Here is a 26701-nt window from a genome sequence, read left to right as displayed (position 1 = left end):
CCGGCCTGCTCAGCCGCCGAGCAGGACCGCGACGCTCCTGGCCGCCCGATCGAGCGGATCCCGGCTCCGCCGCGCCCTCGCCAGCAGCAGCGCTCCTTCGACCAGGGCCAGCACGGACGTGGCGACCTCGTCGGCGTCGGGGTGGCCGTCGGCGACCAGCCGCTCCCGCAGCGTGCCCTCCCAGGCGTCGTACACCTCGGCGCAGACCTGCTGCAGCGCGTCGTTGCCCGCCGCCATCTCCAGGGCGACGGTCGCCACCGGGCAGCCCTTGCGCCACGCCGAGCCCTCCAGCCGGTCGCCGAGCAGCTTGATCACCCCTGCCACCAGGGCGGGCGCGTCCGGCGCCGCGTCGGACAGGTCGCGCATCGCCTGGCCGAGCTGCCGGCCTGCCCTGCGCAGCGCCTCGGCGACGAGTTCGTCCTTGCCGCCGGGGAAATGGAAGTACAGGGAGCCCCTGGGCATCCCGCTGGCCGCGATCACCTGGTTGAGCCCGGCGCCGAAGTACCCTCCGGCCTCGATCAGGTCCTGCGTGGCGTCGAGCAGGCGCCCGCGCGTCTCGTCCCCCTTGCGTCCCATGCATGGAAAAATAGACCGATCTACCTATTTCTGCAACGCGGCGTTCACACCGCCGGGCAGCGGGCAGGAGATCGACCGGTCGAAGGAGAGGATCACCATGCCGGAAGGAATCCCCCCGATCAGCTTCACCACCCCGTCGCCGCGCGGGTACCTCTACGCCTGCGCGAGCGTCGATCCGCCCCGCCGCGCCCCCTTCGTACGCAGGAGCGCGCGCCGCGAGCAGGCGCTCGCCCAGTGGCGCGCCCTGGCACAGAACCTGACCGAGCTGAACGAGGTGGCCGCCGCCACCGTCTACGAGGCCGTGCTCATCCCGCCCATCGAGGGCGGCCCGCGCCACGACGTGCTCATGCTCGTCCAGACCACCTCCCCGGAGGAGCTCGCCGCCGTACCCGTCGAGAAGCTGCAGGCCGACCTGGTCATGCCGGCCCGCAACATCAGGCGCATCGGCGACACCGACGCGACCACCCGGGGCACGTTCCTGTTCAACCACTTCACCGCGCCTGACCCGGAGGCCGCGGTGCCGGTCTGGGACGAGCTGGCGGGCTGGTACACCGCCAGGACCGGCGTGGACAACTCCACGCTGCTGCGGCCCGTCGAGGAGGGCGCCCCGTACGCGTTCGTCAACTACGTACGGCTGCCGGGCAGCGCCCCCGCCTTCCTGCTCAACCAGGTGCTCAGGCCCAGCTTCCACCGCTTCGTGCGGTCCACTCTGAAGGCGAACGGCATGGTCGCCATGCCGATCCTCTGCCGCCCGGCCTGACGGTCATCGTGGTTTCGCCGGTGACAGCCACTGGCGGGTGAGGTCGCGTACGGCCTCCACCCAGCTCTGCCGCTGATCGCCGGCGGCGATCGCGTCCGCGGCCGCGTGCAGCACCGTGAACAGGATCGTGGCCGCCATGTGCGGGTCGAGGCGGCGGAACGCGCCGTCGTCCATGCCGCGTCGCAGCGCCTCGGCGATGGCGTCGACGACGTCGAGCCGCCCCCCGCCCGTGGGCTCTGGCGCGGAGTGGAAGACGGCGGCGTGCAGCCCGCCAGGCCGGGAGATGTCCTCGATGGCCGCGGCGCACTCGGCGTCGAGGGTGGCCCACCAGTCGATCGGCTCGGTGGACTCGGCGAGCCGGTGGAAGCGGTCCACGTAGTCGCGCTGCACGTGGTCGCGCACGGCGGCGAGCATGTCCTCCCAGGAGGAGAAGTAGACGTAGAAGGTGCCCTTGGCGGCGTCGGCCTCGGTGGTGACGGCCTGGACCCAGTTCGTCACCTCCTGGCCGGAGCGCAGGAGCCGGATGGCGGCGTCGATGAGTTCGCCGCGCCTGGCCTCGGGTGAGAGGCGACGGCGGCTCCTGGAGGTGACCACCGCACCAGGCTAGCGACCGCGGGGGCCGTGCCCAACCAGCAGCTCGCTGACGCCGCGGAGGTTGATGTGCTCCCGGTACGGCGGCGGGTCGGCGACAAGCCGGGGCTCCTGGACGCGCCCGGCGAACGCGGCCAGCGCCACCCGCCCTTCGAGCCTGGCCAGCGGCGCGCCGAGGCAGAAGTGAGCGCCGGCGCTGAAGCCCAGATGCCGCACCTGGGCGCGGCCCGGGTCGAACCGGTCCGGGTCCGGGTTCGCCTCCGGGTCCCGGTGCGCCGCGGCCAGCAGGAGGATGACCAGACCGCCCGCGGGCACCTTCGCGGCCCCGACGTGCACGTCCTCGCGGGCGACCCGGGCGGTGAGCTGGACGGGCGGGTCGTAGCGCAGGATCTCCTCGACGACCGCGGGAGCCAGGCCCGGGTCGGCTCGCAGGGCGGCCAGGTGGCCGGGGTGGCGCAGCAGGGCGAGCACGCCGTTGGCGATCAGGTTGACCGTCGTCTCGTGCCCCGCCACCAGCAGCAGCACGATCGTGGAGACCAGCTCGTCGTGGCTGAGCACGTCGCCGCCGTCCTCCGCGGCGAGCAGCTCGGAGATCAGGTCGTCGCGGCGCGGGCTCCCGCGCCGGTCGGCGACGAGCTCGTTGACGTACCGGTGCAGCTCCACCATGCCACCGGCCCACTGTTCCGCTTCTTTCGGCGTCTCGTCGGCCGGGTTGGAGAAGCCGTCGAGCTGCCGGGTGAGCTGGGCCGACCAGCCGTGGAACAGCCGCTCGTCCGCGGCGGGGACGCCGAGCAGGTGGCAGATGACCGTCACGGGCAGCGAGTAGGCGAGCCCGGACACGACGTCGAACGTGTCCCGCTCGCACGCCCGGTCGAGCAGGTCGCCGACCAGCCGCGTCACGTAGGGCTCCAGGCGGGCGACCGTCCGGGCGGTGAACGCGCGGCTGACCAGGCGCCGCAGCCGGGTGTGGTCCGGCGGGTCCATGGACAGGAACCACGGCTGCCGCACCGAGGACGGCGCGCCGGCGGGATACGGGTCGGACTCCCGGGCCTCGTCGAAGTGCCGCCAGCGCTCGGCGCTGAGCCGCGGGTCGCGCAGCAGCGTCTCGCAGTCGCGGTAACCCGTCACCACCAGCGCGGAGATCTCGTCGATCCAGACCGGGCCGAGGGCCCGGAATCCGGCGTAAACCGGGTACGGATCGGCCCTCGACGCGGGATCGAGGAGCTTGCCTACCAGGTCGAGACCGGACGTCTCGCTGTGCGTCGCCATGGACATCTGCCACTCCCAGAACGTTGTTGACCTGAGGTCAGTATTAATGACCTCAGGTCAGTACGTCAACGCGCCAGAGGCTGGTAGTCTTACGGGCATCGCAGAGCCTTCTCGGCCGGATCCTCATCCGCCCCGGGGAGGCTTTTTTCATGCCCGGATGACCGTGGCACCTTTTCATCCCCGCGTGAGGAACGATCATGATTAACACCGCGGCTTCTGCCGGCACCTGGAAGCTCGGCGACCTGACCGTCAACCGGATCGGGTTCGGCGCCCTGAGGCTGACGGGACGCGCCGCCTTCACCTCCGGAGCCGGCGCCGACCGCGAACGCTCGATCAGCGTGCTGCGCCGCGCGGTGGAGCTGGGGGTCGACCACATCGACACCGCCGCGTACTACTTCTCGCCACGCCTGTCGGCCAACGAGCTGATCAACCGGGCCCTGGCGCCGTACCCCGACGACCTCGTCATCGCCACGAAGGTCTGGCCGGCCAGGAACCCGTCGGGGGAGTGGTGGTGGGCCACCCCGTCCCAGCTCCGCGGCCAGGTGGAGGAGAACCTGCGCCAGCTCGGCCGTGACCATCTCGACGTCGTGAACCTCCGCGTCCCGCCCAGCGCGAAGGCCGGCTCGATCGCCGACCACTTCGGCGCGCTGGCCGAACTGCGGGACGCCGGGCTCATCCGCCACCTGGGGGTCTCCAACGTCACGCCCGCCCAGCTCGCCGAGGCCCAGGCCATCGCGCCGGTGGTGTGCGTGCAGAACCCGTTCGGCGTCGGCTCGGCGTCCGGCCAGCGCGAGCTGCTGCGCAGCTGCGGCGAGCAGGGCATCGCCTTCGTGCCGTTCTTCGCCATCGCCGGGGCGGGGCGCGAGGCCGGTGCGGGTGGCGGCGAGCACGAGACCGTCCTCGCCGTCGCCCGCGCCCACGGGGCCACGCCCGCCCAGGTCCGGCTGGCCTGGACGTTGCGGCAGGGGCCGCACGTGCTGGCCATCCCGGGCACCGGCGACCCCGGCCATCTCGCGGAGAACGTGGCCGCCGGCACGCTGACGCTGTCCGACGCCGACCTGGACCGCCTCCGGTCCATCGGCTGACGGCTCCGGAACGTCCCCGCCCCCGCAGCGTCCCGGCACCGCGGCGCCGCGCCGGGGTGCCGGCCACGCCGCCGTGGCATTCGGCAGCGTGGCCGGCCGTATGACGACCCGCGGGCCTACTCCTGGGAGGTGTCGCCGAGCGACTCGAGCAGGCCGCGCAGCAGCCCCGCGAGCTGGTCACGCTCGCGCGGGCCCAGCTCGGCCAGCAGCCGCGCCTCGTTCTCCACGTGCGGCCCCACCAGCTCATCGATCTTGGCCAGCCCCGGCCCGGTCAGCCGGACCCGGATCGAGCGCCGGTCCTCCTCGTCCGGGAACCGTTCGACCAGCCCCTTGGCCGCCAGCCTGTCGATCCGGTTGGTGATCGCCCCGGAGGTCACCATGGCGGCCCGGTTGAGGCTCCCGGCCGTCAGCTCGTACGGCGAGCCGGACCGCCGCAAGGTGGCCAGCACGTCGAACTCCCACCGCTCCAGCCCGTGCGCCGCGAAGAAGTCCCGCAGCTCGCGATCCAGCACCCGCGACAGCCTGCTGACCCGCCCGATGATCCCCATGGGCCAGACGTCGACGTCGGGCCGCTCCCGCTGCCACTGGCTCAGGATCAGATCCACCGCATCGCCCAACGAGGGCCTCCCTCCGCCTGCTCGGCGACCGGTCATGCCGCCCACCAGGCCTCTCTCAACGCTAACTATCTCAACGTTCATTTATTTGACGTTGAGCTTCTATCCGTGGTGTTATCTCAACATTGAGATTATCAATGCGGAGAGGAAACCGTGGCCACACATCATGGACACCCCCACTCGCCCCTGCGGGCCTGGCTCGGTGTCGCCGCCATCACAGCCAGTTTGTTCGTCTTCCTCACGACCGAGCTCATGCCGGTCGGCCTGCTCACCCCCGTCAGCTCCAGCCTGGACATCACGGTGGGCGTCGCCGGGCTGATGGTCACCCTGTACGGCGTCTCAGCCGGGCTCGGCGTGCCGTTCATCGTGGCCTGGACCAGACGCGTCAACCGGCGCGTGCTGCTGTCCACGCTCCTGGTCATCCTGACCGTGGGAAATTGCGTCACCGCCGTCGCGCCCGGCTACCCGCTGGTCCTGACGACCCGGCTGGTCATGGGGTTCGCCAGCGGCGTGTTCTGGGCCATCGGCGTGAGCATGGCGATGCGCCTGGTGCCCGAACGGCAGGCCAGCAGGGCGGCCGCGGTCGTGATGTCGGGCATCTCGATCGCCGCCGTCGTGGGCATCCCGCTGGGGACCGTACTGGAGAGCCTCACCGACTGGCGGACCACGTTCCTCATGTGGAGCGGTCTCAGCGCGCTGGTGCTCCTCGCCGTGGCGACCGTCGTGCCGTCGTTGCCCTCGGCGAACGCCGTCCCGGTCAGGGAGGTCTTCGCGCTGCCGTTCAGGAACCTGCCGCTGCGCCTGGTGCTGGGCACGGTCGTGCTCTTCGTGCTCGGCCACTTCGGGGCGTACACCTTCGTACGGCCCTTCCTGGAGGGCGGCACCTCAGCCGCCCCCGCCTTCATCACCGTCGTGCTGATGATCTACGGCGTGGGCGGCGCCATCGGGAACTTCGTCGCCGGCTACACGGTGAACAGGAGCCTGAGGGGCAGCTTCATCGTCGGCTGCGCCGGGCTCGTGGTGTCGATGCTGCTGCTGCTCACGATCGGTCACGGGCAGGCCGGCTCGATCGTCGCGCTGGTGCTCTGGGGAGTTTCGTTCGGCGTCGTGCAGCTGTGCCAGGTCAACATGACCCAGGCCGCCGCGCCCGACACCTTCGAAGCCGCCATGTCGCTCAACACGATGGCCTACAACACCTCCATCGCGCTCGGGGCGCTGTTCGGCGGGCTGTTCGCCGATCACCTGGGCGTCACGAGCGTCGTCTGGTTCGGGGTGGCGCTGACGGCGGCCTCGCTGCTGCTCACGCTCGCCACCGGCCGCCGGGCCGCGCGCGCCACCTCGGACGAGGAGCTGGTCGCCAGCCGGTGAGCCGGTCCCGGCGCCGCCACCGCCACGCGACGAACGGCGCGCGACGGTGGCGGGATCCCCGACGGCTGGCGGATGATCCGGGGATCGGCGGCCGGGAGGATGGCCGGCATGGATTCCCAGCTCAAGGCCCGACCCGTTTCCCCGCTGGAGCCGGACCCCATGGCCGGGCTGCTGCGCCCGTACGGCTGGGGCTTCGCCGCCGTCGTCCTCCTCCAGGTGATCGGCGGCATCGCGGGCCTGGCCCCGCTGCTGGCGGTGGTCGAGCTGGGGCGCGCGCTCCTGGCGCCCGGGCCGGTCGACCACCGCCACGTCTGGACGGTCGTGATCGCGGGTGCGGCAGGCCTGTTCGTCCGGCTGCTGTTCACCGGCGCGTCCTCCGGGGCCGGGCACCTGCTCGACGGCCACGTGCAGCTGTCGTTCCGCCGGCGGCTCGCCGCGCGGCTGGGCCGCGTACCGATCGGCTGGCTCTCGCGGCGCCGCACCGGCGAGCTGGCGAACGTGGTGGGGCAGGACGTCAGCGCCGTGCACCCGCTCATCGCCCACTTCCCGAGCCGGCTCGTCACCGCGTTCGTGGTGCCGCTGGTGTCGCTGATCTATCTGTTCACCGTCGACTGGCGGCTCACGCTGATCACGGTGATCCCGGTGGCGCTGGCGGTGGCGTTCGTCCCCCTGATGATGACCCCGCGCCGCCTGCGCGAGCAGCAGACCCTCGACGAGGGGATGGGCCGGATCTCGAGCGCGGCCGTGGAGTTCGTGCAGGGGATCGCGGTGGTCAAGGCGTTCGGCGGGGGCGAGCGCGCTCACCGCGCGTTCCTCGCGGCGGCCGACGGCTTCGCCGGCGACCTCGCCCGCTGGGCGCGCGGCCTGTCCGGGACCGCCGCGGCGATGCAGCTCGCGCTGTCACCGCCGTTCGTGCTGCTGGCCGTCCTGATCGGCGGGGCGCTCCTGATCACGAACGGCGCCATGGCCGCGGCCGACCTGCTGCCGTTCCTGCTGCTGGGGCTGGGCCTGACCGCCCCCGTGGCGGCGCTCGGCCACGGCTTCGACGACCTGCAGGCCGCCCGGCGCGCGCTCGGCCGGATCCGGGACGTGCTCGCGGTGCGGCCACTCCCCGAGCCCGAGCACCCCGCCGCCGCACCGCGGGGACACCGGATCGAGCTGCGTGACGTGCGCTTCGCCTACGACGACGGCCCCGAGGCGCTGCGCGGCATCGACCTCGTGCTCGAACCGGGCACGGTCACCGCGATCGTGGGCCCCTCGGGAAGCGGCAAGTCCACACTCGTCCAGCTGCTGCCCCGGTTCTTCGACCCCACCCACGGCTCGATCACCCTGGGCGGCGTCGACCTCCGCCACCTCGCCGGCGGGCAGCTGCACCGGACGGTCTCCTTCGTCTTCCAGGACGTCCGCCTGCTGCGCGCCTCGATCGCCGACAACCTCGCGCTGGCGGTCCCGCACGCCGGCCTCGACGACGTGATCCGCGTCGCGCGGCTGGTGCACCTGCACGACCGCATCATCGAGCTGCCGCGCGGCTACGAGACGGTGATCGGCGAAGAGGTCAAGCTGTCGGGCGGCGAGGCCCAGCGCATCTCGATCGCCCGCGCGCTGCTCGCCGACGCGCCCGTCCTGGTGCTCGACGAGGCGACCGCGTTCGCGGACCCGCGGACCGAGCAGGCGCTGCGCGCCGCCCTGGCCAGGCAGGCAGGCGATCGCACCACCCTGATCATCGCCCACCGCCTGGAGACCGTCGCCGGCGCCGACACCGTCGTGGTGCTGGAGAACGGGCTCATCACCGAACGCGGCAGCCCCGCCGAGCTGCTGGCCCAAGACGGAAAGTTCGCCAAGTTCTGGCACTCCCACCAGGAAGGGGACCAACCCCGGTGATCCGCACCCTTCTGAACCTGCTGGGACCCGATCACGCCCCTCCGGTACGCCGCACCATCGCCCTGATGACGGCGACCGCGGTGGCCGAGGGCCTGTCCTACGCGCTGCTGGTCCCGGTGCTGCGGGCGCTCTTCGGGAACACGCCTGCCGACGCCCGGCCGTGGCTGGTCGCGTTCGGGGCCGCGGTCACCGCCTACGCCGCGCTGCGCTACACCAGCGATCTGTCCGGATTCCGGGTCGGCACCACGTTGCTGCGTGGCGTCTACCACCGCTTCGGCGACCACCTGGCCCGGCTGCCGCTCGGCTGGTTCACCGCCCGCCGCGTCGGGGAGGTGTCGGTCCTGGCCGGCCAGGGCGTGCTGCAGGCGATGAGCGTGCTGGCACATCTGCTGGCCCCGTTCATCTCCGCCGCGGTGACCCCGTTGACGATCGTCGTCGTGATGCTCGCCTACAACCGGCCGCTGGGGCTGGCCGCGCTGGTCGCCGTACCCGTCGTGGCGGCGGTGCAGGTCTGGACGGGACGCGCGACCGCCGCCGGCGACGCCGAACGCGCCGAACGCGGAGACGAGGCCACCGCGAGGGTCGTCGAATACCTCCAGGCCCAGCCGGTGCTGCGGTCCGGCGGCCGGACCGGCGAACGCTTCCAGGCGCTCGACGAGGCGCTGACCGGGCTCCAGCACGCGGCCCGCCGTTCGATCCTGTCGGCGCTGCCCGGCGTCCTGGGCCTGTCGCTCATGGTGCAGGCGATCTTCACCGCGCTGCTGACCCTGGGCGCGTACCTGGCGCTCGGCGGGCAGGCCGGCGCGGCCGAGCTGATCGCGATCCTGGTGCTCGCGGCCCGCTGCGCCGACCCGGTGCTGTCGCTGGCGGACAGCGGCGGCGAGCTGCGCGCCGCCCGCTTCGAGCTGGCGAGACTGGACGCGGTCCTGCGCACCGAGCCGCTGCCCGAGGCCCCCGAGCCGGTCCAGCCGGCCCGCCACGACGTGGAGTTCGCCTTCGTGACGTTCCGGCGGAACGGCCGCACGGTGCTCGACGAGGTGTCGCTGTCCGTGCCGGAGGGCCGGCGGCTCGCCGTCGTCGGCCCGTCGGGCGCGGGCAAGAGCACCCTGCTGCAGCTGCTCGCCCGCTTCCACGACGTGGACGCGGGCGCGGTGCGGGTGGGCGGCGTGGACGTGCGCGCGATCGCCACCGACGACCTGATGGCCAGGATCGCCGTCGTCTTCCAGGACGTCTACCTCTTCGACGGCACCATCGAGGAGAACGTCCGGCTGGGGCGCCCCGGCGCCTCCGACTCCGAGGTCCGCGCGGCGGCGGCCGCCGCGCGGCTGGACGAGGTGGTCGAGCGGCTGCCCGGCGGGTGGTCGGCAAACGTCGGCGAGGGCGGCGCGCTGCTGTCCGGCGGCGAACGCCAGCGGGTCTCGATCGCCCGGGCGCTGCTGAAGAACGCGCCCATCGTGCTGCTGGACGAGGTCACCTCCGCCCTGGACCCGATCAACGAGGCGGCCGTGCACGAGGGCATCGACCGGCTCATGGCGGGCCGGACCGTGGTGATGGTCGCCCACCGGCTGCGCACCGTCCAGCGCGCCGACCGCATCGCCTTCCTCGACGGCGGCCGGATCGCGGAGTCAGGCACCCACGAGGAACTGCTGCGCCGCAACGCCCGCTACGCCGGCTTCTGGACCGCCTCCCTGCCTCTTCCTCTGCCCCCGGCAACGGAGCGCCTGCGCGCGGCAACAGACCACCTCGGCCCGGCAACAGACCACCTTCGCCCGGCAACAGACCATCGCAGGAAGGACGCCCCGGCATGACCGTCACCCCGTTCGATCTCTTCGCCTCCCCTCTCCACCTCCATCAAGGCGGCATCACCCGCAGCGGGGACCGTCCGCCGGACGGCTGGCAGCTCACGGCCTTCCACGCGAAGACCGACGCCGACGTCCACGCCGACCAGTGGGAGGTCCACCCGGAGGCGGACGAGATCGTCTCCTGCCTCATCGGCAAGTTCCGCCTCTACCTCCGGCCCGAGCGGCCGGGACAGCAGGAGGAAGAGATCAGGCTGACGGCCGGGACCGCCGCCATCGTGCCGCGCGGCCGGTGGCACCGCATCGAGCTGGACATCCCCAGCAACATCATGGCCGTCACCCTGCCCCGCGACAGCCGCCTGGAAAGGCGTACCGAACGAGAGACGGGACAAGCGAGCAATCGCCGACGCCCGCAGAACTGAAGAAGCAGCAACAAGCCAGGCGATCGTGCCGCCATCCGCCGCCCTGAGCCAGGTCAGGGCCCACCGCTCGGGTTCGTGCGATGAGCCCCGAAGTAGTGCTGTGTAACCGTCGCCACTCTTCGTGTTCTCAGAAATGATGCGACATGAGCGAGTTCGCAGATCCGGCAGCGAGCAGCTCGTCGTGCGTGCCCTCCTCGGTGATCCGGCCGCCGGACAGGGCGAACCCGAGCCGGGTCGCGCCGCTCTTGTTCGCCAGCAGATCGATCTCGGCCTCATCGAGCGTCCCGCACTCAATGAGGTCTTCCAGCTCCCACTCTCTTCGCACCGGCCGGGCTCCTTGTCTCCCCCGATCGCAGTGAAGGTCCGAGAGCCCACGCTGATCCGCTTCCGTGCCGCTACGGCCCAGTACCGCCTACCTGTGACTACCACGTGCAGATTCCGAGACATCACAGATGGCTACCTTGGGGGCTCATCGCACAAACCCGAGCGGTGGGCCTACCATGCCATGCTGGAGGTCGGCCGGGCGGCATCGCCACCAACCGGCGCGAGGAGCTGGAGATGAGCGTCTTGTGCCCGCGCATCCTGCAGGCCGCGCTCGTGTACATCAACACCCTGATGCTCCAGGACATCCTCGCCGACCTCACATGGGCCCAGTTGCTCAAGCCCGCCGACCGGCGCGGGCTGACCCCGCTGTTCTGGCAGCACGTCCAGCCCTACGGCGAGGTACGGCTGGACGTCGCCAAGCGGCTGCCCCTCGGCGGAGAACCGGCGTCGGGCCAGTCCGAAGATCAGGGCCGTGCTTGAGATGCGCGATGGGCCTGAACGCGGCAGGTGGTGTTGACGCAAGGGGCGGACTCGGTCTCGATGGCCAGCACGTCGAGGGGCCTCTTAGCGAGGTTTCGGGAGGTGTGCCGTGGCCAGCCAGCCCCGGCCGGCGTCGGCGCGGGTGGGATCGAACGCGGGGGGATGCCCTCGGCCAGCCAGGCGGCCGGCAGCCCCGGGTTGAAGCCGGACTCCGCCAGCGCGCGCGGCCAGTCCTGGCGCAGGTCGGTGGCGACCTCGACGCGGTGGCACGCGGCGGTCGCGCCGCTGCCGTCGAGCACGGCTGCCTTGAATGCGAGCACGTCGGCGAAGTCCAGCTCGAAGACCTTGGTGCCGGGCGGCCAGGCGAGCCTGAACGCGCGGAGCATCCATGCCGCACGCCAGCAGGACCACCTGCTCGCACCCTCGTTCGTTCCGAGCGGTGGGCCTGCCGCTGATTGACGTCTTCTCCCAACACCACCACCTTTGCGGGTGAGGGGCGGGTTCGACGAGATCGGCACTGAACGCTTCCGCCCGCTACGCCCGGCTGCACCTCACCCAGCGCGGCTTCGCCCATGGCCACTCGCTGTGGGAGTTTGACGTCTACGGCCAGGCCCCTGATCTTGCCGGTAGGCTGCGGGGAATGCGCTTACCACGCAGCGGCGGCTTCCTCGCGCTGGCCGGCTGGCCGCACCTGGCGGCCCTGACCCTGCTCGAACTGTTCCTCCTGGTGGAGCCCACCGCGGTGGCCCTGGTGACGGGAGAGCTGGTGGGCCGCCTGGCACAGGGCGCGGCAGGCCAGGGTCCAGCCGGGATGGGGACGATGCTGGCGCTGCTTGGTGCGCTGCTGGTCATCGGCAACGTGCTTCGTGCGACGAGCCGGCCGCTCGCCGAGCGGGCGGGGCGGCGGATCGACGCGGCGGTCCGTGAGGAGCTGACCGCCCGCGTGCTCGCCTTGCCGACCCTGGACCGGGTGGAGGACGCGGTGCTCCAGGACGAGCTGACCACCATGCGGTCGCCGCTGCTGACCTGGACCGACGAGGGCATCGGCGCCGCTGCGGTGGGCCGGTTCAGGGCCGGGCTGACCATGGCGGGGCTGGTGACGGCGATGCTGGTGCTCTCCTCCGTGGTGTGGTGGTGGGGTCCGGCCACGGCCGCGGTGGCGCTGCTGCTCGGCCGCTTGCGGGCACGCAGGTGGCGGGAGTTCTTCGCCGTGGTGTCGGGCACCATGCCGGCCGCCCTGCGCGGGCGCGCATGGTCGGACATGCTGTCCGACAGCCGGGATGCCAAAGAGGTCCGGATCTTCGGGCTGACCGGCTGGCTGGAGCGGCACGCGGAGGAGAACATCGCCGACGCCGTCCGCCAGGTCACCGGCGCGCGGCTCGCCCTGCTCCGCCGGGAGCTGTCGGTCTTCCTCGGCTGGGCGGTCACCGCGTCTGTGGTGTACGTGGCGGTGGCCTCTTCCGGCGAGGTGTCGGTCGGCCGGATCGCCGCCGTGATCGGCGCGGTCTCCGCCATGTTCGTCATCTCCATGTCGAGCCAGGACCAGGACATGGCCGAGGCCGCGGCGCCCGCCATAGACGCCGTCACCCGCATCCGCGCCCTCGCCCCCGGCCTGGAGCCGCCGCCCGCACCGGACGGCACGGGCGAGGTCGCCCTCAGGGACGTGCGGTTCGGGTACGGGCAGGCGCCCGTGCTGGAGGGCGTCACGCTGACCCTCCGACGGGGCGAGGTGATCGCGGTCGTGGGCGTGAACGGCGCGGGCAAGACCACGCTGGCAAAGCTGCTCACCGGCCAGTACCGCCCGGACGGCGGCACCGTCGTCATCGAGCCGTCGGCGTACGCCGTCTACCAGGACTTCAACCGGTACGAGCTGAGCGCGTACGACAACGTCAGGATCGCCGCGCCGGAGGCGACGCGGGAGCAGGTCGAGGCGGCGGCCCTCGCGGTGGGCGCGACGGAGCTGATCGAGCGGCTGCCCAGGGGCTGGGAGACGGTGCTCTCGCCCAAGTACGACGGCGGCGGCGACCTGTCCGGCGGCCAGTGGCAGAAGATCGCGCTGGCCCGGGCGGCGCTGGCGGCCGCGTGCGGCGCGCGGCTGCTCGTCCTGGACGAGCCCACCGCCAACCTTGACATCGAGGCCGAGCTGGACGCCTTCGACCGCATCCGTCAGGTGCGCGGGCGGGCGGCCGTCGTGCTGATCTCCCACCGGTTCTCCACCGTGCGCCGGGCGGACCGGATCGTGGTGCTGTCCGGCGGCCGGATCACCGAGGAGGGCACGCACGACGAGCTGCTCGCTGCTAGCGGGGAGTACGCCCGGATGTTCGACCTCCAGGCCCGGCAGTTCAAGGAGAGCACATGAGGTTCACCGAGCTCCGCACCCTGCTGGGCGAGTGCCTGCGCCACCAGCCCGGCCGCACGTGGCTGCTGCTCGTCCTGACCCCGCTGGGCGCGGTCACGCCCGGGCTGACCGCGCTTGGCCTGCAGTGGATCGTGGACGGCGTGCTCACAGGGGACCGGCCGACCATCGTGGGCGGGGCGATCTGTGCCGCAACGGCCGGCGCGTTCGCCCTGGCAGGCAGCCGCGTCGTCCAGGTGCAGACCGGCCTGGTGGCCAACGAGGTCGGCACGGTGCTGGGGCGGCGGACCATGCGATGGTGCGCGACCCTGCCGACCACCGCGCACCTGGAGGACACCGAGTCATTGCGCCGCATCGAGCAGATCCGCGGCCTCGGCCCGCGCACCGTCTCCTTCGGGCTGAACTGCCTGAGCGTGGCCCAGAGCGGGCTCTGGCTGGTCATCACCACGGTCCTGCTGGCCAGGGTGCATCCCGTGCTGCTCGCGCTGCCGCTGTTCGCGGTGCCGTCGATCCTGCTCACACGGACGACCTCGCGCAGGATGGAGGCCGCCAGTGCCGCGACCACCGAGCGCAACCGGGCCGAGCAGCACCTGTTCACGCTGATCACCGAGGCGAACTCGGCCAAGGAGCTGCGGCTCGGCGCCTCCGGCGGGTACGCCGCCGGCATCGCGCGCCGCCTGCGCGACGAACGCGCCGCCATCCTCGGGCGCGCCACGCTCGCCGTCGGCGCCCTCACCCTGATCGGCTCTCTCGTCTTCGTGGCCGCCTTCCTCGGCGCGCTGCTGCTCACCGCCCGCCTGGCGCTGTCCGGCACGGTCACCCCCGGCGCGCTGCTGCTGGTGGCCACGCTCGGCGGCCAGATCAGGGGCCAGCTCGACCTGCTCAGCCAGGCGCTCACCCGCACCGCCCGCGGCCTGACGATGACCGGCGACTACCTGTGGCTGCGCGACCTGCACGCCGCGAGCAGCGGCGGCACGCTGGCCCCGCCGGACCGGTTGAGCGACGGCATCACCCTGACCGGCGTGGACTTCTCCTACGGCGGGCCGCCCGTCCTGCGCGCCATCGACCTGCACCTGCCGGCCGGCGCCACGGTGGCGCTCGTCGGCGACCACGGGAGCGGGAAGACGACGCTGGTCAAGCTGCTGTGCGGGTTCCACCGGCCGGTCGCCGGCACCCTCACCGTGGACGGGACACCTCTCGGCGAGCTCGACTCCGAGGCCTGGCGGGAACGCGTGACCTCGGCGTTCCAGGACTTCAGCCGGTTCCCGTTCCTGGCCCGCGAGGCCGTCGGCGTGGGCGACCTGCCCAGGATCGACCAGATCGGGGAGGCCGCGGAGAAAGGCGGCGCCGCCCAGGTCTTCGCCCGCCTGCCCGAGGGCGGCGAGACCCGCCTGGGCAAGGCGCTCGGCGACGGCGTCGAGCTGTCAGGCGGGCAGTGGCAGAAGATCGCGCTGTCGCGGGCGTTCATGCGCGGCACGCCGCTGCTGGCCGTGCTCGACGAGCCAACCGCCGCGCTGGACGCCGCCGCCGAGTACGAGGTCTACCAGCGGTACGCGCAGGCGGCCCGGCAGTGGCAGGAGGCGACCGGCGGGATCACGCTGCTGGTCTCGCACCGGTTCGCCACCATCAGGATGGCCGACCTGATCGTCGTCCTCGACGGCGGGCGGATCATCGAGTGCGGCACGCACGCCGAACTCGTCGCCCTCGGCGGCCGTTACGCCCACCTGTACGACCTCCAGGCGTCGGCCTACCGGTGAGGGCTCAGAGTCGGTTCCTGATCGTCTCCGGGGTGTCCGGGACAGGCTGGGCGAGGTAGGCCGCGACCTCGGCGGCGGTCAGGAGGCGGGCCTCGCGGAGCACGCCGAGCGACTCCCGCCGCCAGGTCCTTGTCGGCCGGCCCGGCCGGGCCGCCGATCGCCGCCCCGTCAACGTGCTCCAGCACCCAGCGCGCCCCCGGGCCCAGTACCCAGACGATCCCCGCTACCAGCGCCACGCCGACCGGGGTCACCACTACAGAGACAGGTTTCACGGTCTCCACCGTGACCCGAATCGCCGTCTGCAGCTAGACCTCATCGCACCAGGCCGATCGGGAGGCCATCAACACAAGTCAGAAGCTGCTTCGTTGGATTTCCGCCATTGTTACCGGGAATCCATGGGGCGGCCTTCCACGAGCGCCCGCGTCTCCGAGAGCGCCTTGCCGGGATCCACCGCCGCACGCATGATCGCCTGGAACTCCTCGAATCCTCGGGGTCGAACCCCAGAAGGCTTGCGCACCCAGTACGACATCTCCGCGTCGATCCGCGGCATCAGCTCGTCTCGGCTGAGCGTGCGGGCTTCCTCGATCGTGAGGCGCTTGAAAACGGCATGCGGGCATCTCATCGGCCGGCCGCAGTGCGCGGCCCCCCGTTTCCGCCAAAGCGACACCCCACCTGCGACAACGCTCCACTTTGGGGTCCATCGCAGCTACCCGAGCGTCGGGCCGTCAGGGCTCGAAGGACCGAAGGAACCGCTGCAGGGCGGCAGCGTCGCCGAGGACGACGGCCTCTCCCGCCCGCATGGCGTCGCTGAGATCACGCCTGGCGAACACCAGGCCTTGCAGGATGCCCACATCACAGGTGATGGTGGCCACCGCGTCGTGGATCTCGCCTCGCTCGATGCGCAACCGCCCATCGCGGACCTCGGCGTGAAAGGCGTCCTGCCCCAGGCGTAGCTGGTAGCGATGCCGTCCGCTCGGGCCGCCGGCGGGCGGCGCGAGGAGGCGCTGAGGCTGTTCATGCGGCTGGCGGGCGCTTCGGAGCAGGACATCGCCGCAGCGGAGGGCTCGCCGATGTGGCCGCCGCTGCTGGAACTCGCGCACACGTTGGCGTACGACGCCGCATGCCTGGGCGACGGGCCTCCACCCGCCACCCGGTTCGCGGCGATCAGCCAGCCGACGCTGGTGCTCACGGGAGCGGGCATCGACCCGCACATGGCGGGGCTGCAGAGCGACTTCTTCAGCCAGGCCGCCGATGCGATCGTCGCGTGTGTCACCCGCGCCGAACGCCGCATCGTCGACGTACGCGAGCACACGGTCAACGCCAAGGCCCTCGCCCCCGTGCTCACTGGCTTCTTCCGGCCTTAGTCCGCCCTTGGCCGGCGCGAACGGGGCCTCAGTGGGGTAAGAGGTGGCGGACTCGTACGGTGTTGAGTTTGGCGGGCCCGCCGTCCTGGTCGTCCTCGTACTCGCCGGTCTTGACGAAGCCGTGCTTGTCGTAGATCTGGTCCAGCTCGGCGCTTCCGGCCCAGTGGTCCAGGGCCAGGGCCGGTGCTCCTTGTGCGCCGGCTCGGCGGGCGGCTTCCTCCAGGAGGGCGTGGCCTACTCCATGCCCGGCGGGGCCGCGGGCGGACATGATGGTGTGGATGAACACCGCTCCGCCGGGGATCAGCCCCGGTGGGATGTACGGCGGGGGTGCGGGAGCCAGGGCCAGGAGGCCCACGCAGGTGCCGCCTCGTTCGGCCGTGGTGATGGCGCCCTGGGACGTCCAGCCCGTGAAAAGCTCGGGGAAGCCGGGGAGGCGGGAGAACGGCACCGTGCCCCACTGCTCCGTGCGGCCTCGGGCGACGAGCCAGGTGAGGATGGCGTCCATGAGTGCGAGCAGGGCGGGGACGTCCCGTGTCGTGGCCGGGCGCAGGGTGAGGTGCTGGTCGTCCGACATGCTCGTCTCCCGGGGAGTAGGATGCTGGCGGCAGAAACTTTAGTTTTCTAAGGATTAGATTGTCAAAGCAAAGCTTGATCGATGCCGTGACCAAGGCCGTGCAGGATCTGCAGGACGCCACCGATGTGCTGGATGAGCGGGCCGCGCGGCGCCTGGCCATCAACCGGACGGATCTGCGCTGTCTGAGCCGGTTGAGCACGCATGGGCCGCTGACGGCGAGTGAGCTGGCGACCGCGGCCGGGCTCACCGGGGGCGCGATGACCACGGTGATCGATCGGCTGGAGCGGGCGGGGCTGGCCGAGCGGCGCCGCGATGCCGCGGACCGCCGGCGTGTCCTCGTCCGGCTGACCGAGCGTGCGGAGCGGATGAGCGCGGAGATCTGGGGGCCCGTGCTGGCGGATGCGCAGGTCGAGCTGGGGAGGTTCAGCCTGGCCGAGCTGGCCGTGATCGAGAGGTTTCTGTCGCTGGCGCTGAAGAATCAGCAGGAGCACGCGGAGCGCTTGCGAGGGGCCGTCCCAGGCGCCGGGTAAGGAGGCCCAGCCGAAGGGCTGGCCCGCGTGCCGGGCAGGGGTTCGGTCGGAGGGCTGGCCCGCGTGCCCGATCAACGGCATGCCGCCCCCGGCATCCCTGCCGGAGGCGGCGGGGCCGCATCACGCCACGGCGGTGCCTTCCAGCTCCACCATCAGGTCGGGGATTGCCAGCCGCGTCACCCCGAGCATCGTGGTGGACGGCGCCACCCCGGCGGCCCCCAACCGCGCCGCCAGCACCCCGTAGTGCTCGAAGAGCCGATCCACGTCGGTGGCGTAGACGTTGAGCCGGACGAGGTTCGCCAGTGACATGCCGGCCTCGCCGAGCACGGCCTCCAGGTTGTCCAGGCTCAGCGCCAGCTGCGCGGCCATGTCGCCGGCGTGCTGGGGCTTGCCGTCGGCGCTCATCGCGGTCTGCCCGGAGCAGTACAGGGTCCGGGTGTGCCCGGAGACGACCTCACCCTGGTTGTACCCGAGCTCCACCGACCACGCCCACGGGTTGACCGCCGTTCGCTCCATTGCCATATCAGCTCATTTCCGTTCGTCGACAGACAGACTCATCGGCGGCGGGTGGCCGCCGCCGATCGTGACGTCGAAGAGCCTCCCAGCCAATCACGACATCCTGTGTCGTGTATTTCGGTACAGTCCTTCGCGTGCGTGCCGACCGGCTGGTCTCCCTGGTGTTGCTGCTGCGGCAGCACGGCAGGCTGTCCGCGACGGCGCTGGCCCGCGAGCTGGAGGTGTCCACCCGCACGGTGCTGCGCGACATCGAGGCGCTGTCCGCCGCGGGCGTCCCGGTCTACGCCGAACGCGGCCGGCACGGCGGTTTCGCGTTGTTGCCGGGTTTCCGGACCGAGCTCACCGGGCTGAATCATGACGAGGCGCTGGCCCTGCTGGTCGCCGGATCGAGGAGGGGCGCGCAGGCGTTCGGGCTGGGCTCGGCGCTCGCTTCGGCGATGCTCAAGGTGGTCGACGCGCTGCCCGAGAGTTACCGGCACACCGCGGCGGGCGCGGCCGAGCGGCTGCTCATCGACCCGGAGACCGACCTCCTCTCGCGGCGGCTGATCGACGAGGAGGTGCCGGACGACGTCGTGGCCGAGGTCCTGCGCGCGGTGTTCGCCGGGCACAAGCTGCGCATCCACTACGCGGCCGCGGGCCAGAGCCCGCAGTGGCGCACGGTCGACCCGATCGGCCTGGTCACCGTACGCGACCGGGGCTACCTGCTGGCCACCAGGTCCGGCGCGGACCGTACGTACCGGCTGTCGCGGATCCTGGCCGCCGAGGAACTGCCCGAACCCGCACAGCGACCCGACCGGGTCGATCTGGACCGGGCGTGGCAGGAACGCAGCACGCGGTTCCGGACGGGCGGCGACCAGGTCGCCGCGCTGGTACGGCTGAACCCGGTGCGGCGGGAGGACCTGGTGGGCACCGCGCTGGCCGTCCTCGCCGAGGAGACCGACCCGGACGGCTGGCTGCGGCTGGAGGTGACCTTCCAGGATTCGCGACACGCCGAGTGGGCGCTGTGGCAGCTCGGCACGAGCGCGGAAGCCCTGGCCCCGCAGTGGTTGCGCGACTCCCTGCGTGACCGCGCCACCGCCATCGCGACCCGCTACGGAGCGCCGTCCCGCCCCTCGCCCTGACCGGCGCAACCCCCGACAACAAGATCTTGCTGTAGCGTGCCCGGATGGAAGATCTGGGACCTGTGGCCTGGCCGCCCGAGCCGATCAGGACCGAGAGGCTCGTGCTCCGTGAGCCCGAGCCCCGGGACCGTGCGACGTTCGTCGAGCTGCTCGCCTCGCCAGAGGTGCACACCTACCTCGGCGGTCCCCGGTCCCGGGACGAGCTCGAGCGGGATCTGCCCGTGGTGCCCGGGCAGTGGCCCGGGAGCTTCGTCGTCGAGCTCGACGGATCGATGATCGGCAACATCCTGCTCCGGAGGGCGACGGTGCACCGTCGCCCGGCCGCCGTGGGGAAGGCCGATCTCGGCTACCTGTTCCTGCCCCGGGCGTGGGGATTCGGATACGCCACCGAGGCGTGCGCGGCGGCACTCGGGTGGCTCGCCGGCGTGCTGCCCGGCGAGCCGGTGGTGCTCACCACCCAATCCGCCAACGTCGGCTCGATGCGTCTGGCGGCGAAGCTGGGGTTCACCGAGGTCGAGCGGTTCGAGGCCTGGGGCGCCGAGCAGTGGCTCGGCATGAGGTCCCCGGCCGCCACCGCCTCGTAGGGTCAGTTCAGCAGCGGTACGAGCTGCTCCTCCTCGTAGTCCAGATGGGCCTCCAGCTCGCGGGTGAGCCGCTCCACCTCGGCGAGCAGCTCGTCCGGCGCCACGTCCTCGGCCCTCAGCAGCGCCTGCAGCTCCCCGAGGAGCCGCGCGACCACCGCGTGCTCGTCCCGCAGCCGCGCCATCACCGGCGCCAGCTCGGGGTACCGCCCCTCCAGCGCGGGGAACATGTACTCGTCCTCGCGCGAGTGGTGCACATGCAGCCCCTGGCACATGGTCAGGCAGTTGACCCGCAGCTGGGCGGCCAGGCGCGGGCCCGAGGCGGCCACCTCGCGGCGGATGAGGGCCAGTTCGCGGCGGAAGTTGTCGTGCATGGTGATCAGGGCGTCGCCCATGCGGCCGGCAGGTGGACCGTAGTCGGCGGCCACCAGCGCCACCACGGGCAGGGTCCGCCCGGACCTCTCCTCGTACGCGCCCCACCCCGGGTCCACCTCGACGGCCCGGGCGAACATGCGGTCGCGTTCCTCGCCGTCGAGCACCACCGCCTTGGCCGTGTACGTGAACAGGCCGGTCTCCACCGTGACCTGCGGATCGGCCCGCAGGTTGTGGTACCAGGCCGGGTGCCTGGGCGAGCCGCCGGCGGAGGCGATGACGAGGAGGCGTTCGCCGTCGGGCAGGTAGCCGAGCGGCGTGGTGTGCGGGGCGCCGGATCGGGCGCCGGTGGTGGTCAGCAGGAGCAGTCTTGCTCCTTCGAAGGGGCCGCCGACCTGGCCCTTGTTCGCGCGGAATTCGTCGATGATCTGCTGGTTGAAGTCCATGGGCATGCTGTTTTTCTGCTCCTGGCGGGTGGGATGTCGAAAAGGACGGAAACCCGCGCGGGCATGCCGGTACGCAGCGGGCTTCTACAACACCGCCGAGGGCATGGGATGACGCGCGGGCGCAGTGCGCTCAGGCACGACCGACAGTGTGAGTGGTCACGGCGTCATCCCCTTTGATTCGGCGCCTCCATGCCACGGCCGTCCTCCCGGCCGGCGACACGCGACGCGACGGATATTACGCACATATCCCGGCTGAGCTGTCAAGAGCACCCTTGGAGACGCAGGCGAGAGTCGAACTCGCACGGATCGGCTTTGCAGGCCGACCTCCGCACCGGCGAACTGCGCCAAGACGAAGCACGTGCGCGAGGACGGAGTCGAACCGCCACAGCCGGAGCGTCCGGTTTACAGCCGGGTGGGCTCACCACGTGCCCAGCTCGCGCATCAGTGACCCCAGCAGGATTCGAACCTGCGACGGACCCGGCTTCGTAGGCCGGCGCTCTGTCCATTGAGCTATGGGGCCGTACCCCGTACCGGATTCGAACCGGCGATCTCCCGGGTGAAAGCCGGGTGTCCTGACCACTGGACGAACGGGGCGTGGTACGTCCGGCGGGATTCGAACCCGCACCGTCCGGCTCCTTAGGCCGGTGCCTCTCCCATTGGGCTACGGACGCGTGGAGAGCCGCAGCGGGGACTCGAACCCCGTCCTGCTGGGTGGAAGCCAGCTGCCTTACCAGTTCGGCCTCTGCGGCAAAGTGGACCGACGGGATCTCGAAACCCGAACTCCTGCTTGCAAGGCAGGTGTGATGCCTTTTCACCATCAGCCCATGGTGCTCCGCTGTGAAGTTGTCAAGAGGCAAAAGAAAAGGCCGCCTGGTGGTCACCTGGCGGCCTCCGGAATACTCCTCTTCGGGGTTTATCCAGAAGCCGTCCCGAGCAGGGCGCAGCCGAGCGCCGCCGGTCGGCGGTAGTAACACCGTTCCTGCCCGAGTACGGCGGCTGCGCGGAGCATGACTGGCCTTTCCTTTTGCTGAAGTGATCGGCGGAGGGGGCGGATCGGCGCCGCCCCGTGTTCCGTTGTCCCTGACATTAATGGCCGGCCCGGCGGGCGTGCCACCTATTTATCCGGGCGCCAGCCGGCTGAGCCGTTCCCAGGCGCGATATTGTTCGGTGCGCGCTTGTTCCAGCTGCAGCACGATGTCGTAGGAGGTGCTGCCGACGATCAGCCGCACCGGCGGCTCGGGCAGGCCGACCAGCTCCATGATGACGGGCGCGGCGGTGCTCGGGTCGGGGCCGGCGTCGTCGCCCCACATCTCGGCCAGCTTGGCGCGCAGGTCCGCGTAGGCGGGGTCGGGCTCGGTCGCGGTGGTGCCCACCGTGAACAGGCCGGTGTCGTAGCCGCCCATCTGCAGGATGGTGACCTTGACGCCGAACTGCGCGAGCTCCATGGCCAGTGCCTCGCTCACGGAGTCGAGCGCGGACTTGCCCGCCGCGTACATGCCGGTCGAGGCGAAGCCGCCGCCCGCGCCCATCGAGGTCACCTGGAGGAGGTGGCCGGAGCCCTGGGCGCGCAGGTGCGGCACGACGGCCTGGGCGACCCAGACGGCGCCGAAGAAGTTGACGTCGAAATGGGCTCTGAGCTGCTCCTCCGTCGCCTCCTCCACCATGCCGAGCAGCAGGCCGCCGGCGTTGTTGAGCACGACGTCGAGCCGGCCGAACGCGGCCACGGCCCGCTCCACGCCCTCGAACACGGCCGCGCGGTCGGACACGTCGAGCGGCAGCCGTACGAGGGTGTCAGGGTGCTGCCGGGCCAGCTCGGCCAGCGGCTCGACGTTCCGCGCCGCCGCGACGACCCGGTCCCCGGCGGCCAGTGCCGCTTCGGTGAACGCGCGTCCGAGGCCCCGCGAGGCACCGGTGATGAACCACACTCGGGTCAAGATTCGCTCCTTGATCGACAGCTTGCGAGACGAGACGAGCCGTCTCGCTGAATGCCTCCACTGTGAGGGGTGCGCGCGCTCGTGTCAAGACGGATCGTCTCGTCTCGTTGGGATGCTAGGCTGCTTCGCATGCCGAAGCACCCCGACCCGTCCCGCCGCAGCGAGCGCTCTCGCCAGGCCATCCTCGGCGCCGCCCGCGAGCTGGTCTCCGAGGTGGGGTATGCCAAGGTCTCCATCGAGGCCATCGCCGCCAGGGCCGGCGTGGGCAAGCAGACGATCTACCGCTGGTGGCGGTCCAAGGGCGCGGTGGTCTTCGACGCGTTCCTCGCGCTCAGCGAGGTGGAGGAGGGCGGCGGCATGGCGCTGCCCGACACCGGCGACCTCGAGGCCGACCTGAAGCTCGTGATGCGGGCCACGGTGGCGGAGTTCGCCGATCCGGAGTTCGAGGGGCCGATCAGGGCGCTCAACACCGAGATCATCAACGACCCCGACCTCGCCGCGCAGTACCGCGAGCGGCTGGCCGCGCCGGTGGACGAGGCCAAGAAGGCCCGGCTGCGCAGCGCGCAGCGGGCCGGTCAGATCGCCGCCGACGCCGACCTCGACCTGGCCCTGGAGCTGCTGTACGCGCCCCTGTTCCAGCGCTGGCTGCACCGCTCGGGCCCGCTGACCCCCGAGTACGCCGACGCCCTCGTTGACCTCTTCCTCAGGGCCCTGCGCCCGATTTGACGTTGACGCCACGTCAACGTCTTAACTGGGAGCATGCGCATCGGAGAGCTGGCCGCGTTGCTCGGGGTGTCCACCCGGACAGTGCGCTACTACCACCACAAGGGCGTACTGCCGGAGCCGCCGCGCCTGACCAACGGCTACCGCGAGTACGGCATGCGCGACGCCGTCGCCCTGGCCCGCGTCCGCCGCCTGGCCGAGCTGGGCCTGACCCTCGACGAGGCACGCGACGTCATCGCCGAGGACCGTTCCAGGGAACTGCCCGAGATCCTCGCCGAGATCGACGCCGACCTCGCGGCGCAGGAGCGGGAGATCCACCGGCGGCGGGCCCGCCTGGCGGAGGTGCTGGCGCGCGCCGAGGACGGCACGCTCGGCCCCGACGACACCGCCTCGCCGGACCTGCTGGCGTTCCTGCGCGTGGTGGACATGCCCGCGTCGAAGAGCGCGGCCTGGGACCGCGACCTGCTCGTGCTGGTGGACAGCGTCTCGGCGGCGCCCGACAGGCAGCGCGCGTTCACGATGCTGGACACGCTGGCCGCCGACCCCTCGACGACGGAGCAGGGGCAGGAGTTCTATCGCAGGATGGACGAGCTCGCCGACGCCGAGCCCGGCGACCCCCGCGTGGCGCCGCTGGCCGCGACCCTGGCCGACTACAGCGTGGAACACGTGCTGCACGACCTGAAGCCGGGCCCCGGCTGGGACCCTGAGCAGCTCGAGCCGTTCCTCGAAGGGCTGGCCCCCGCGCAGGCGGAGGTCGTCCGGCAGGCGACCTGGCTCATCGCGGCCCAGCTGACCGGATAAAAATGGAGGCCACTTAAATTTTGCAGTACGCTTCAGTTTTGTGACCGAAGGACTGCGCGAGCGCAAGAAGCGGCAGACCCGGCAGCGCATCTCCGAGGTGGCCATCGGCCTGTTCGTCGAGCGCGGCTTCGACCACGTCACCATCGCCGAGGTCGCGGCCGCCGCCGAGGTGTCGGTGAACACCGTCTACAACTACTTCCCGGCCAAGGAGGACCTGGTGCTGCCGCCCGAGGAGGCCTCCCCGCAGCGGCTGGCCGACATCGTGCGCGAGCGCGCCCCCGGCGAGTCGGCCGCGGCCGCGGTGCTGGCCAGGCTGCGCCGGGAGGTACGCGGGCGCGAGCGCCAGGTGGGCCTGACGCCCGGGTTCGGGCGGGTGCTGGAGATGATGCGGGCCGCGCCCACGCTCACCGCCCGGCTGGAGGCGCTCGGCCACCAGATGACCGACGCGCTGGCCAGGCTGCTGGCCGAGGAGAGCGGCGCCGCCGAGGACGATCCGCTGCCGCGCGTCATCGCCTGGCACCTCGGCTGCCTGCACGCGCTGGTGCTGTCGGAGATCGGCAGGCGCACGGCGGCGGGGGAGCGGCCCGACACGATCGCGCGGGCCGTGCTGGAGCTGCTGGACGCGGCCGAGAGCGTGCTGGGCGAGCGGGTCCTGGCCTACGCCGTACGAGGGGAGTGACCGTGTTCAGGGTGACGATCAGGGGCAAGTTCAAGGGGCTCGACGACGCGGGCAGGGCCGCCGTGCTGGCGGCGGCGGGCGCCGGGTACACCGAGGCCGGCACGTTCACGCACGACGCGACCGTGTCGGTGTTCACCTTCCGCTGCCAGGTGCCGGCCGAGACGCCGGACGACGGTGAGGACGACGCGGCGCTGGGAGCGATGGCGGCACTGGAGGCGTACGGCCTGCCGCACGAGATCCTGAAGATCGCGGTGACCGACATGCGGGACATCAAAATTCGCCGGAAATCGGGGTGAAACTATCCGGTGGGTCCGGACAGGTATGAGATGTCGGACCTACCGGATGAGAGAAGGCAGCGTTGTCCCACGATGACCGCAAACAGCGCTTCGAGGTGATCTACGTTGCCGCCTATGCCGACATCCTCGCCTACATCCGGCGGCGTACCGACTCCCACGAGGACGCCGCCGACGCGCTCGCCGAGACGTTCGCCACGGCCTGGCGCCGCCTGGACGACATCCCGGACGGGCGGGACGCGCGCCTGTGGCTGTACGGCGTGGCCCGCCGCGTGCTGGCCAACGGCCGCCGCGCGGAGTCGCGCCGCAGCGAGCTGGTGGAGCGGCTCGGCCGCGAGCTCGCCGTGTGGGCGGAGCGTCTGGAAGCCGGCGAGAGCCTGTCGGGCGTGCGGGACGCGTTCGCGCGGCTGAGCGCCGACGACCGGGAGATCCTCGCGCTGGCGGGCTGGGAGGGGCTGGGCTCCGACGAGATCGCCACCGTCCTGGGCTGCTCGCGGGCCAACGCCAGGCTGCGGCTGCACCGGGCACGCAAACGGCTGGCCACGCACCTGGACGCGGTCGGCATCGACCTGGCCCGCATCGGCCTGCGCGCCGTCGCGATGACGAAGGGGGCCATGTGATGCACGAGATCGACCGCCTGGTGGCCGGCATCGCGCCCGACCCCGGCCCCGGTGCCACGCCGATCGCCAGGGAGCTGCTGGAGGAGATCACCTCCGTCCCCGTCCCCGAGCCCCGCCGCCGCGGCCGGCCGCGCAGGTGGGCGGCCGTGCCGGTGCTGGCCACGCTGGCCGCCCTGCTGTCCTTCGGCGTCGCCCAGGCACCCGCCTCCGCCGCGCTGGACATCGAGATAGTGGACGACCACTACGTGATCACGGTCAAGGACCTGATGGCCGAGCCCGAGGTGTACCAGCGCGAGCTGCGCGCCAGGGGCCTGGACATCACGCTCGACCTGGTGCCGACCTCCGCGAGCCTGACGGGCCAGATGATCGTGATCCACGACCTGGACCGGCTCAGATCCGGCAGGCCGGTGCCCGTCGAGGGCCCGATCACCACGATCGACTCCCCGGGCCCGTGCGAGCGGTTCCTGGGCTGCCCCATCGGGGTGAAGGTGCCGGTCGACTTCGGCAAGAAGGCCGAGATCACGCTCGGCAGGCGCGCCCTGCCCGGCGAGCGGTACAAGATGCCGCCCGGCATCGCCATCCCCGGCGAGCCCCTGCACTGCGTGGACTACGTGAACCAGACCGTCGCCGAGGTCTCGGCCCTGCTGCGCGAGCGGGGCGTCACGCCGTCCTACATCTCCTACGGCCGGCCCGCCGGCCCCTCGGCGCCCGACGGCTGGTACGTGCACGACGGCGTCATGAGCGCCGACGGCCAGGCGCTCCTGCTGGTCGGCGCCGAGCCCAGCACCCAGCGCAGCCCGGTGCCAGAGTCCCGCTGCTGATCCCGGCTCACCCCTGAGCCTCCTCCTGGGCGCGCGCCCGCCTC

General features: G+C 71.9%; 31 protein-coding genes and 7 tRNA genes. 20 read left to right on the top strand and 18 right to left on the bottom strand.

Annotation, left to right across the window (positions count from 1 at the left end):
- Window positions 1–9: 9 nt before the first annotated feature.
- Window positions 10–576 (bottom strand): TetR/AcrR family transcriptional regulator, encoded by a 567-nt coding sequence (locus HD593_RS28035; RefSeq protein ID WP_185105039.1) that lies wholly within the window; start codon window positions 574–576, stop codon window positions 10–12.
- A 97-nt stretch (window positions 577–673) separates the two neighbouring features.
- Between HD593_RS28035 and HD593_RS28030 the strand changes: the two genes are divergently transcribed.
- Window positions 674–1336: a hypothetical protein gene (locus HD593_RS28030; protein WP_185105038.1), complete on the top strand. Its 663-nt coding sequence runs from the start codon at window positions 674–676 to the stop codon at window positions 1334–1336.
- Window positions 1337–1339: 3 nt separating this feature from the next.
- Here HD593_RS28030 and HD593_RS28025 read toward each other — a convergent pair whose 3' ends face one another.
- Together HD593_RS28025 and HD593_RS28020 are read right to left on the bottom strand one after the other, a co-directional pair.
- The gene (locus HD593_RS28025; protein ID WP_185105037.1) at window positions 1340–1930 is read right to left on the bottom strand and encodes a TetR/AcrR family transcriptional regulator; all 591 of its coding nucleotides are present in this window, start codon (window positions 1928–1930) and stop codon (window positions 1340–1342) included.
- Window positions 1931–1939: 9 nt separating this feature from the next.
- Window positions 1940–3202: a cytochrome P450 gene (locus HD593_RS28020; RefSeq protein ID WP_246546755.1), complete on the bottom strand. Its 1263-nt coding sequence runs from the start codon at window positions 3200–3202 to the stop codon at window positions 1940–1942.
- Between the two features lie 191 nt (window positions 3203–3393).
- Between HD593_RS28020 and HD593_RS28015 the strand changes: the two genes are divergently transcribed.
- A complete protein-coding gene (locus HD593_RS28015; RefSeq protein ID WP_185105036.1) occupies window positions 3394–4281 on the top strand; it encodes an aldo/keto reductase in 888 nt (295 codons plus the stop codon).
- Between the two features lie 116 nt (window positions 4282–4397).
- On the opposite strand, the gene HD593_RS28010 is transcribed toward HD593_RS28015, so the two are convergent.
- Entirely contained in the window at window positions 4398–4898 is a 501-nt protein-coding gene (locus tag HD593_RS28010) for a MarR family winged helix-turn-helix transcriptional regulator (protein WP_185105035.1), read from the bottom strand.
- Between the two features lie 222 nt (window positions 4899–5120).
- Here HD593_RS28010 and HD593_RS28005 point away from each other — a divergent pair, with 222 nt between their 5' ends.
- The 4 genes from HD593_RS28005 to HD593_RS27990 all read left to right on the top strand — a co-directional run bounded on the left by HD593_RS28005 (window position 5121) and on the right by HD593_RS27990 (window position 10365).
- The gene (locus HD593_RS28005; RefSeq protein WP_246546754.1) at window positions 5121–6263 is read left to right on the top strand and encodes an MFS transporter; all 1143 of its coding nucleotides are present in this window, start codon (window positions 5121–5123) and stop codon (window positions 6261–6263) included.
- A gap of 108 nt (window positions 6264–6371) precedes the next feature.
- Window positions 6372–8144: an ABC transporter ATP-binding protein gene (locus HD593_RS28000; RefSeq protein WP_246546753.1), complete on the top strand. Its 1773-nt coding sequence runs from the start codon at window positions 6372–6374 to the stop codon at window positions 8142–8144.
- The gene (locus tag HD593_RS27995) at window positions 8141–9952 is read left to right on the top strand and encodes an ABC transporter ATP-binding protein (RefSeq protein WP_312903768.1); all 1812 of its coding nucleotides are present in this window, start codon (window positions 8141–8143) and stop codon (window positions 9950–9952) included. Before HD593_RS28000 ends, HD593_RS27995 begins: the two co-directional genes overlap by 4 nt.
- On the top strand, window positions 9949–10365 hold the full coding sequence (locus HD593_RS27990; RefSeq protein WP_185105033.1) for a cupin domain-containing protein: 417 nt from the start codon (window positions 9949–9951) through the stop codon (window positions 10363–10365). The genes HD593_RS27995 and HD593_RS27990 overlap by 4 nt, the downstream gene beginning before the upstream one ends.
- A 127-nt stretch (window positions 10366–10492) precedes the next feature.
- On the opposite strand, the gene HD593_RS27985 is transcribed toward HD593_RS27990, so the two are convergent.
- The gene (locus HD593_RS27985) at window positions 10493–10690 is read right to left on the bottom strand and encodes a hypothetical protein (protein ID WP_185105032.1); all 198 of its coding nucleotides are present in this window, start codon (window positions 10688–10690) and stop codon (window positions 10493–10495) included.
- Between the two features lie 104 nt (window positions 10691–10794).
- Here HD593_RS27985 and HD593_RS27980 point away from each other — a divergent pair, with 104 nt between their 5' ends.
- The gene (locus HD593_RS27980) at window positions 10795–11169 is read left to right on the top strand and encodes a Tn3 family transposase (RefSeq protein WP_312903766.1); all 375 of its coding nucleotides are present in this window, start codon (window positions 10795–10797) and stop codon (window positions 11167–11169) included.
- On the opposite strand, the gene HD593_RS27975 is transcribed toward HD593_RS27980, so the two are convergent.
- On the bottom strand, window positions 11154–11555 hold the full coding sequence (locus tag HD593_RS27975; RefSeq protein ID WP_221524997.1) for a class I SAM-dependent methyltransferase: 402 nt from the start codon (window positions 11553–11555) through the stop codon (window positions 11154–11156). The two genes, HD593_RS27980 and HD593_RS27975, sit on opposite strands and share 16 nt — an antisense overlap.
- Window positions 11556–11809: 254 nt before the next feature.
- Between HD593_RS27975 and HD593_RS27970 the strand changes: the two genes are divergently transcribed.
- Window positions 11810–13528 carry an ABC transporter ATP-binding protein gene (locus HD593_RS27970; RefSeq protein ID WP_185105030.1) on the top strand — a complete coding sequence of 573 codons (1719 nt, stop codon included), beginning with the start codon at window positions 11810–11812 and terminating at the stop codon, window positions 13526–13528.
- Window positions 13525–15282, top strand: a complete 1758-nt coding sequence (locus HD593_RS27965) for an ABC transporter ATP-binding protein (RefSeq protein ID WP_185105029.1) — start codon at window positions 13525–13527, stop codon at window positions 15280–15282. The genes HD593_RS27970 and HD593_RS27965 overlap by 4 nt, the downstream gene beginning before the upstream one ends.
- A 4-nt stretch (window positions 15283–15286) precedes the next feature.
- Here HD593_RS27965 and HD593_RS27960 read toward each other — a convergent pair whose 3' ends face one another.
- Window positions 15287–15454, bottom strand: coding sequence for a hypothetical protein (locus HD593_RS27960; protein WP_185105028.1), 168 nt, complete (start codon window positions 15452–15454; stop codon window positions 15287–15289).
- Window positions 15455–15791: 337 nt separating this feature from the next.
- Here HD593_RS27960 and HD593_RS27955 point away from each other — a divergent pair, with 337 nt between their 5' ends.
- Both HD593_RS27955 and HD593_RS27950 read left to right on the top strand, forming a co-directional pair.
- Window positions 15792–16235, top strand: a complete 444-nt coding sequence (locus HD593_RS27955) for a hypothetical protein (protein ID WP_185105027.1) — start codon at window positions 15792–15794, stop codon at window positions 16233–16235.
- Window positions 16236–16244: 9 nt separating this feature from the next.
- The gene (locus HD593_RS27950) at window positions 16245–16646 is read left to right on the top strand and encodes a hypothetical protein (RefSeq protein WP_185105026.1); all 402 of its coding nucleotides are present in this window, start codon (window positions 16245–16247) and stop codon (window positions 16644–16646) included.
- 28 nt (window positions 16647–16674) lie between these two features.
- On the opposite strand, the gene HD593_RS27945 is transcribed toward HD593_RS27950, so the two are convergent.
- Window positions 16675–17220, bottom strand: a complete 546-nt coding sequence (locus tag HD593_RS27945; RefSeq protein WP_185105025.1) for a GNAT family N-acetyltransferase — start codon at window positions 17218–17220, stop codon at window positions 16675–16677.
- A gap of 74 nt (window positions 17221–17294) precedes the next feature.
- On the opposite strand from HD593_RS27945, the gene HD593_RS27940 reads away from it, so the two are divergent.
- The gene (locus tag HD593_RS27940; RefSeq protein ID WP_185105024.1) at window positions 17295–17750 is read left to right on the top strand and encodes a MarR family winged helix-turn-helix transcriptional regulator; all 456 of its coding nucleotides are present in this window, start codon (window positions 17295–17297) and stop codon (window positions 17748–17750) included.
- Between the two features lie 120 nt (window positions 17751–17870).
- Here HD593_RS27940 and HD593_RS27935 read toward each other — a convergent pair whose 3' ends face one another.
- On the bottom strand, window positions 17871–18266 hold the full coding sequence (locus HD593_RS27935; protein WP_185112168.1) for a RidA family protein: 396 nt from the start codon (window positions 18264–18266) through the stop codon (window positions 17871–17873).
- 134 nt (window positions 18267–18400) lie between these two features.
- Here HD593_RS27935 and HD593_RS27930 point away from each other — a divergent pair, with 134 nt between their 5' ends.
- Both HD593_RS27930 and HD593_RS27925 read left to right on the top strand, forming a co-directional pair.
- Window positions 18401–19387, top strand: coding sequence for a helix-turn-helix transcriptional regulator (locus HD593_RS27930; RefSeq protein WP_185105023.1), 987 nt, complete (start codon window positions 18401–18403; stop codon window positions 19385–19387).
- A gap of 44 nt (window positions 19388–19431) precedes the next feature.
- Window positions 19432–19971 (top strand): GNAT family N-acetyltransferase, encoded by a 540-nt coding sequence (locus HD593_RS27925; RefSeq protein ID WP_185105022.1) that lies wholly within the window; start codon window positions 19432–19434, stop codon window positions 19969–19971.
- 2 nt (window positions 19972–19973) lie between these two features.
- Here the strand turns inward: HD593_RS27925 and HD593_RS27920 are convergent, their stop codons facing one another.
- The 9 genes from HD593_RS27920 to HD593_RS27880 form a co-directional block, all read right to left on the bottom strand.
- Window positions 19974–20792: a nitroreductase/quinone reductase family protein gene (locus tag HD593_RS27920; RefSeq protein WP_185105021.1), complete on the bottom strand. Its 819-nt coding sequence runs from the start codon at window positions 20790–20792 to the stop codon at window positions 19974–19976.
- Between the two features lie 267 nt (window positions 20793–21059).
- Window positions 21060–21132, bottom strand: a tRNA-Cys gene (locus tag HD593_RS27915).
- A 13-nt stretch (window positions 21133–21145) separates the two neighbouring features.
- Window positions 21146–21226 (bottom strand) — tRNA-Tyr (locus tag HD593_RS27910).
- Between the two features lie 5 nt (window positions 21227–21231).
- Window positions 21232–21306 (bottom strand) — tRNA-Arg (locus HD593_RS27905).
- 1 nt (window position 21307) lies between these two features.
- Window positions 21308–21380, bottom strand: a tRNA-Glu gene (locus tag HD593_RS27900).
- Window position 21381: 1 nt separating this feature from the next.
- Window positions 21382–21457, bottom strand: a tRNA-Leu gene (locus HD593_RS27895).
- Between the two features lie 6 nt (window positions 21458–21463).
- A tRNA-Gly gene (locus HD593_RS27890) sits at window positions 21464–21535 on the bottom strand.
- Window positions 21536–21539: 4 nt separating this feature from the next.
- Window positions 21540–21610 (bottom strand) — tRNA-Ala (locus tag HD593_RS27885).
- A 294-nt stretch (window positions 21611–21904) separates the two neighbouring features.
- Entirely contained in the window at window positions 21905–22711 is an 807-nt protein-coding gene (locus tag HD593_RS27880) for an SDR family NAD(P)-dependent oxidoreductase (protein ID WP_312904452.1), read from the bottom strand.
- Window positions 22712–22849: 138 nt separating this feature from the next.
- Here HD593_RS27880 and HD593_RS27875 point away from each other — a divergent pair, with 138 nt between their 5' ends.
- From HD593_RS27875 to HD593_RS27850, 6 genes are all read left to right on the top strand, one after another.
- Window positions 22850–23446 (top strand): TetR/AcrR family transcriptional regulator, encoded by a 597-nt coding sequence (locus HD593_RS27875; protein ID WP_185105019.1) that lies wholly within the window; start codon window positions 22850–22852, stop codon window positions 23444–23446.
- A gap of 33 nt (window positions 23447–23479) precedes the next feature.
- Window positions 23480–24244 carry a MerR family transcriptional regulator gene (locus HD593_RS27870; RefSeq protein ID WP_185105018.1) on the top strand — a complete coding sequence of 255 codons (765 nt, stop codon included), beginning with the start codon at window positions 23480–23482 and terminating at the stop codon, window positions 24242–24244.
- Between the two features lie 40 nt (window positions 24245–24284).
- Window positions 24285–24923: a TetR/AcrR family transcriptional regulator gene (locus HD593_RS27865; protein ID WP_185105017.1), complete on the top strand. Its 639-nt coding sequence runs from the start codon at window positions 24285–24287 to the stop codon at window positions 24921–24923.
- 2 nt (window positions 24924–24925) lie between these two features.
- Window positions 24926–25219: a DUF6204 family protein gene (locus tag HD593_RS27860; RefSeq protein ID WP_185105016.1), complete on the top strand. Its 294-nt coding sequence runs from the start codon at window positions 24926–24928 to the stop codon at window positions 25217–25219.
- A 62-nt stretch (window positions 25220–25281) separates the two neighbouring features.
- Window positions 25282–25836 carry an RNA polymerase sigma factor gene (locus HD593_RS27855; RefSeq protein WP_185105015.1) on the top strand — a complete coding sequence of 185 codons (555 nt, stop codon included), beginning with the start codon at window positions 25282–25284 and terminating at the stop codon, window positions 25834–25836.
- Window positions 25836–26657 carry a hypothetical protein gene (locus HD593_RS27850; protein WP_185105014.1) on the top strand — a complete coding sequence of 274 codons (822 nt, stop codon included), beginning with the start codon at window positions 25836–25838 and terminating at the stop codon, window positions 26655–26657. The genes HD593_RS27855 and HD593_RS27850 overlap by 1 nt, the downstream gene beginning before the upstream one ends.
- Window positions 26658–26701 lie beyond the last annotated feature (44 nt).

This window comes from Nonomuraea rubra (assembly GCF_014207985.1).
GTDB classification, from domain to species: domain Bacteria; phylum Actinomycetota; class Actinomycetes; order Streptosporangiales; family Streptosporangiaceae; genus Nonomuraea; species Nonomuraea rubra.
Note: the sequence above shows the minus strand (reverse complement) of the source record. Positions and strands in the feature narration are given on the sequence as shown.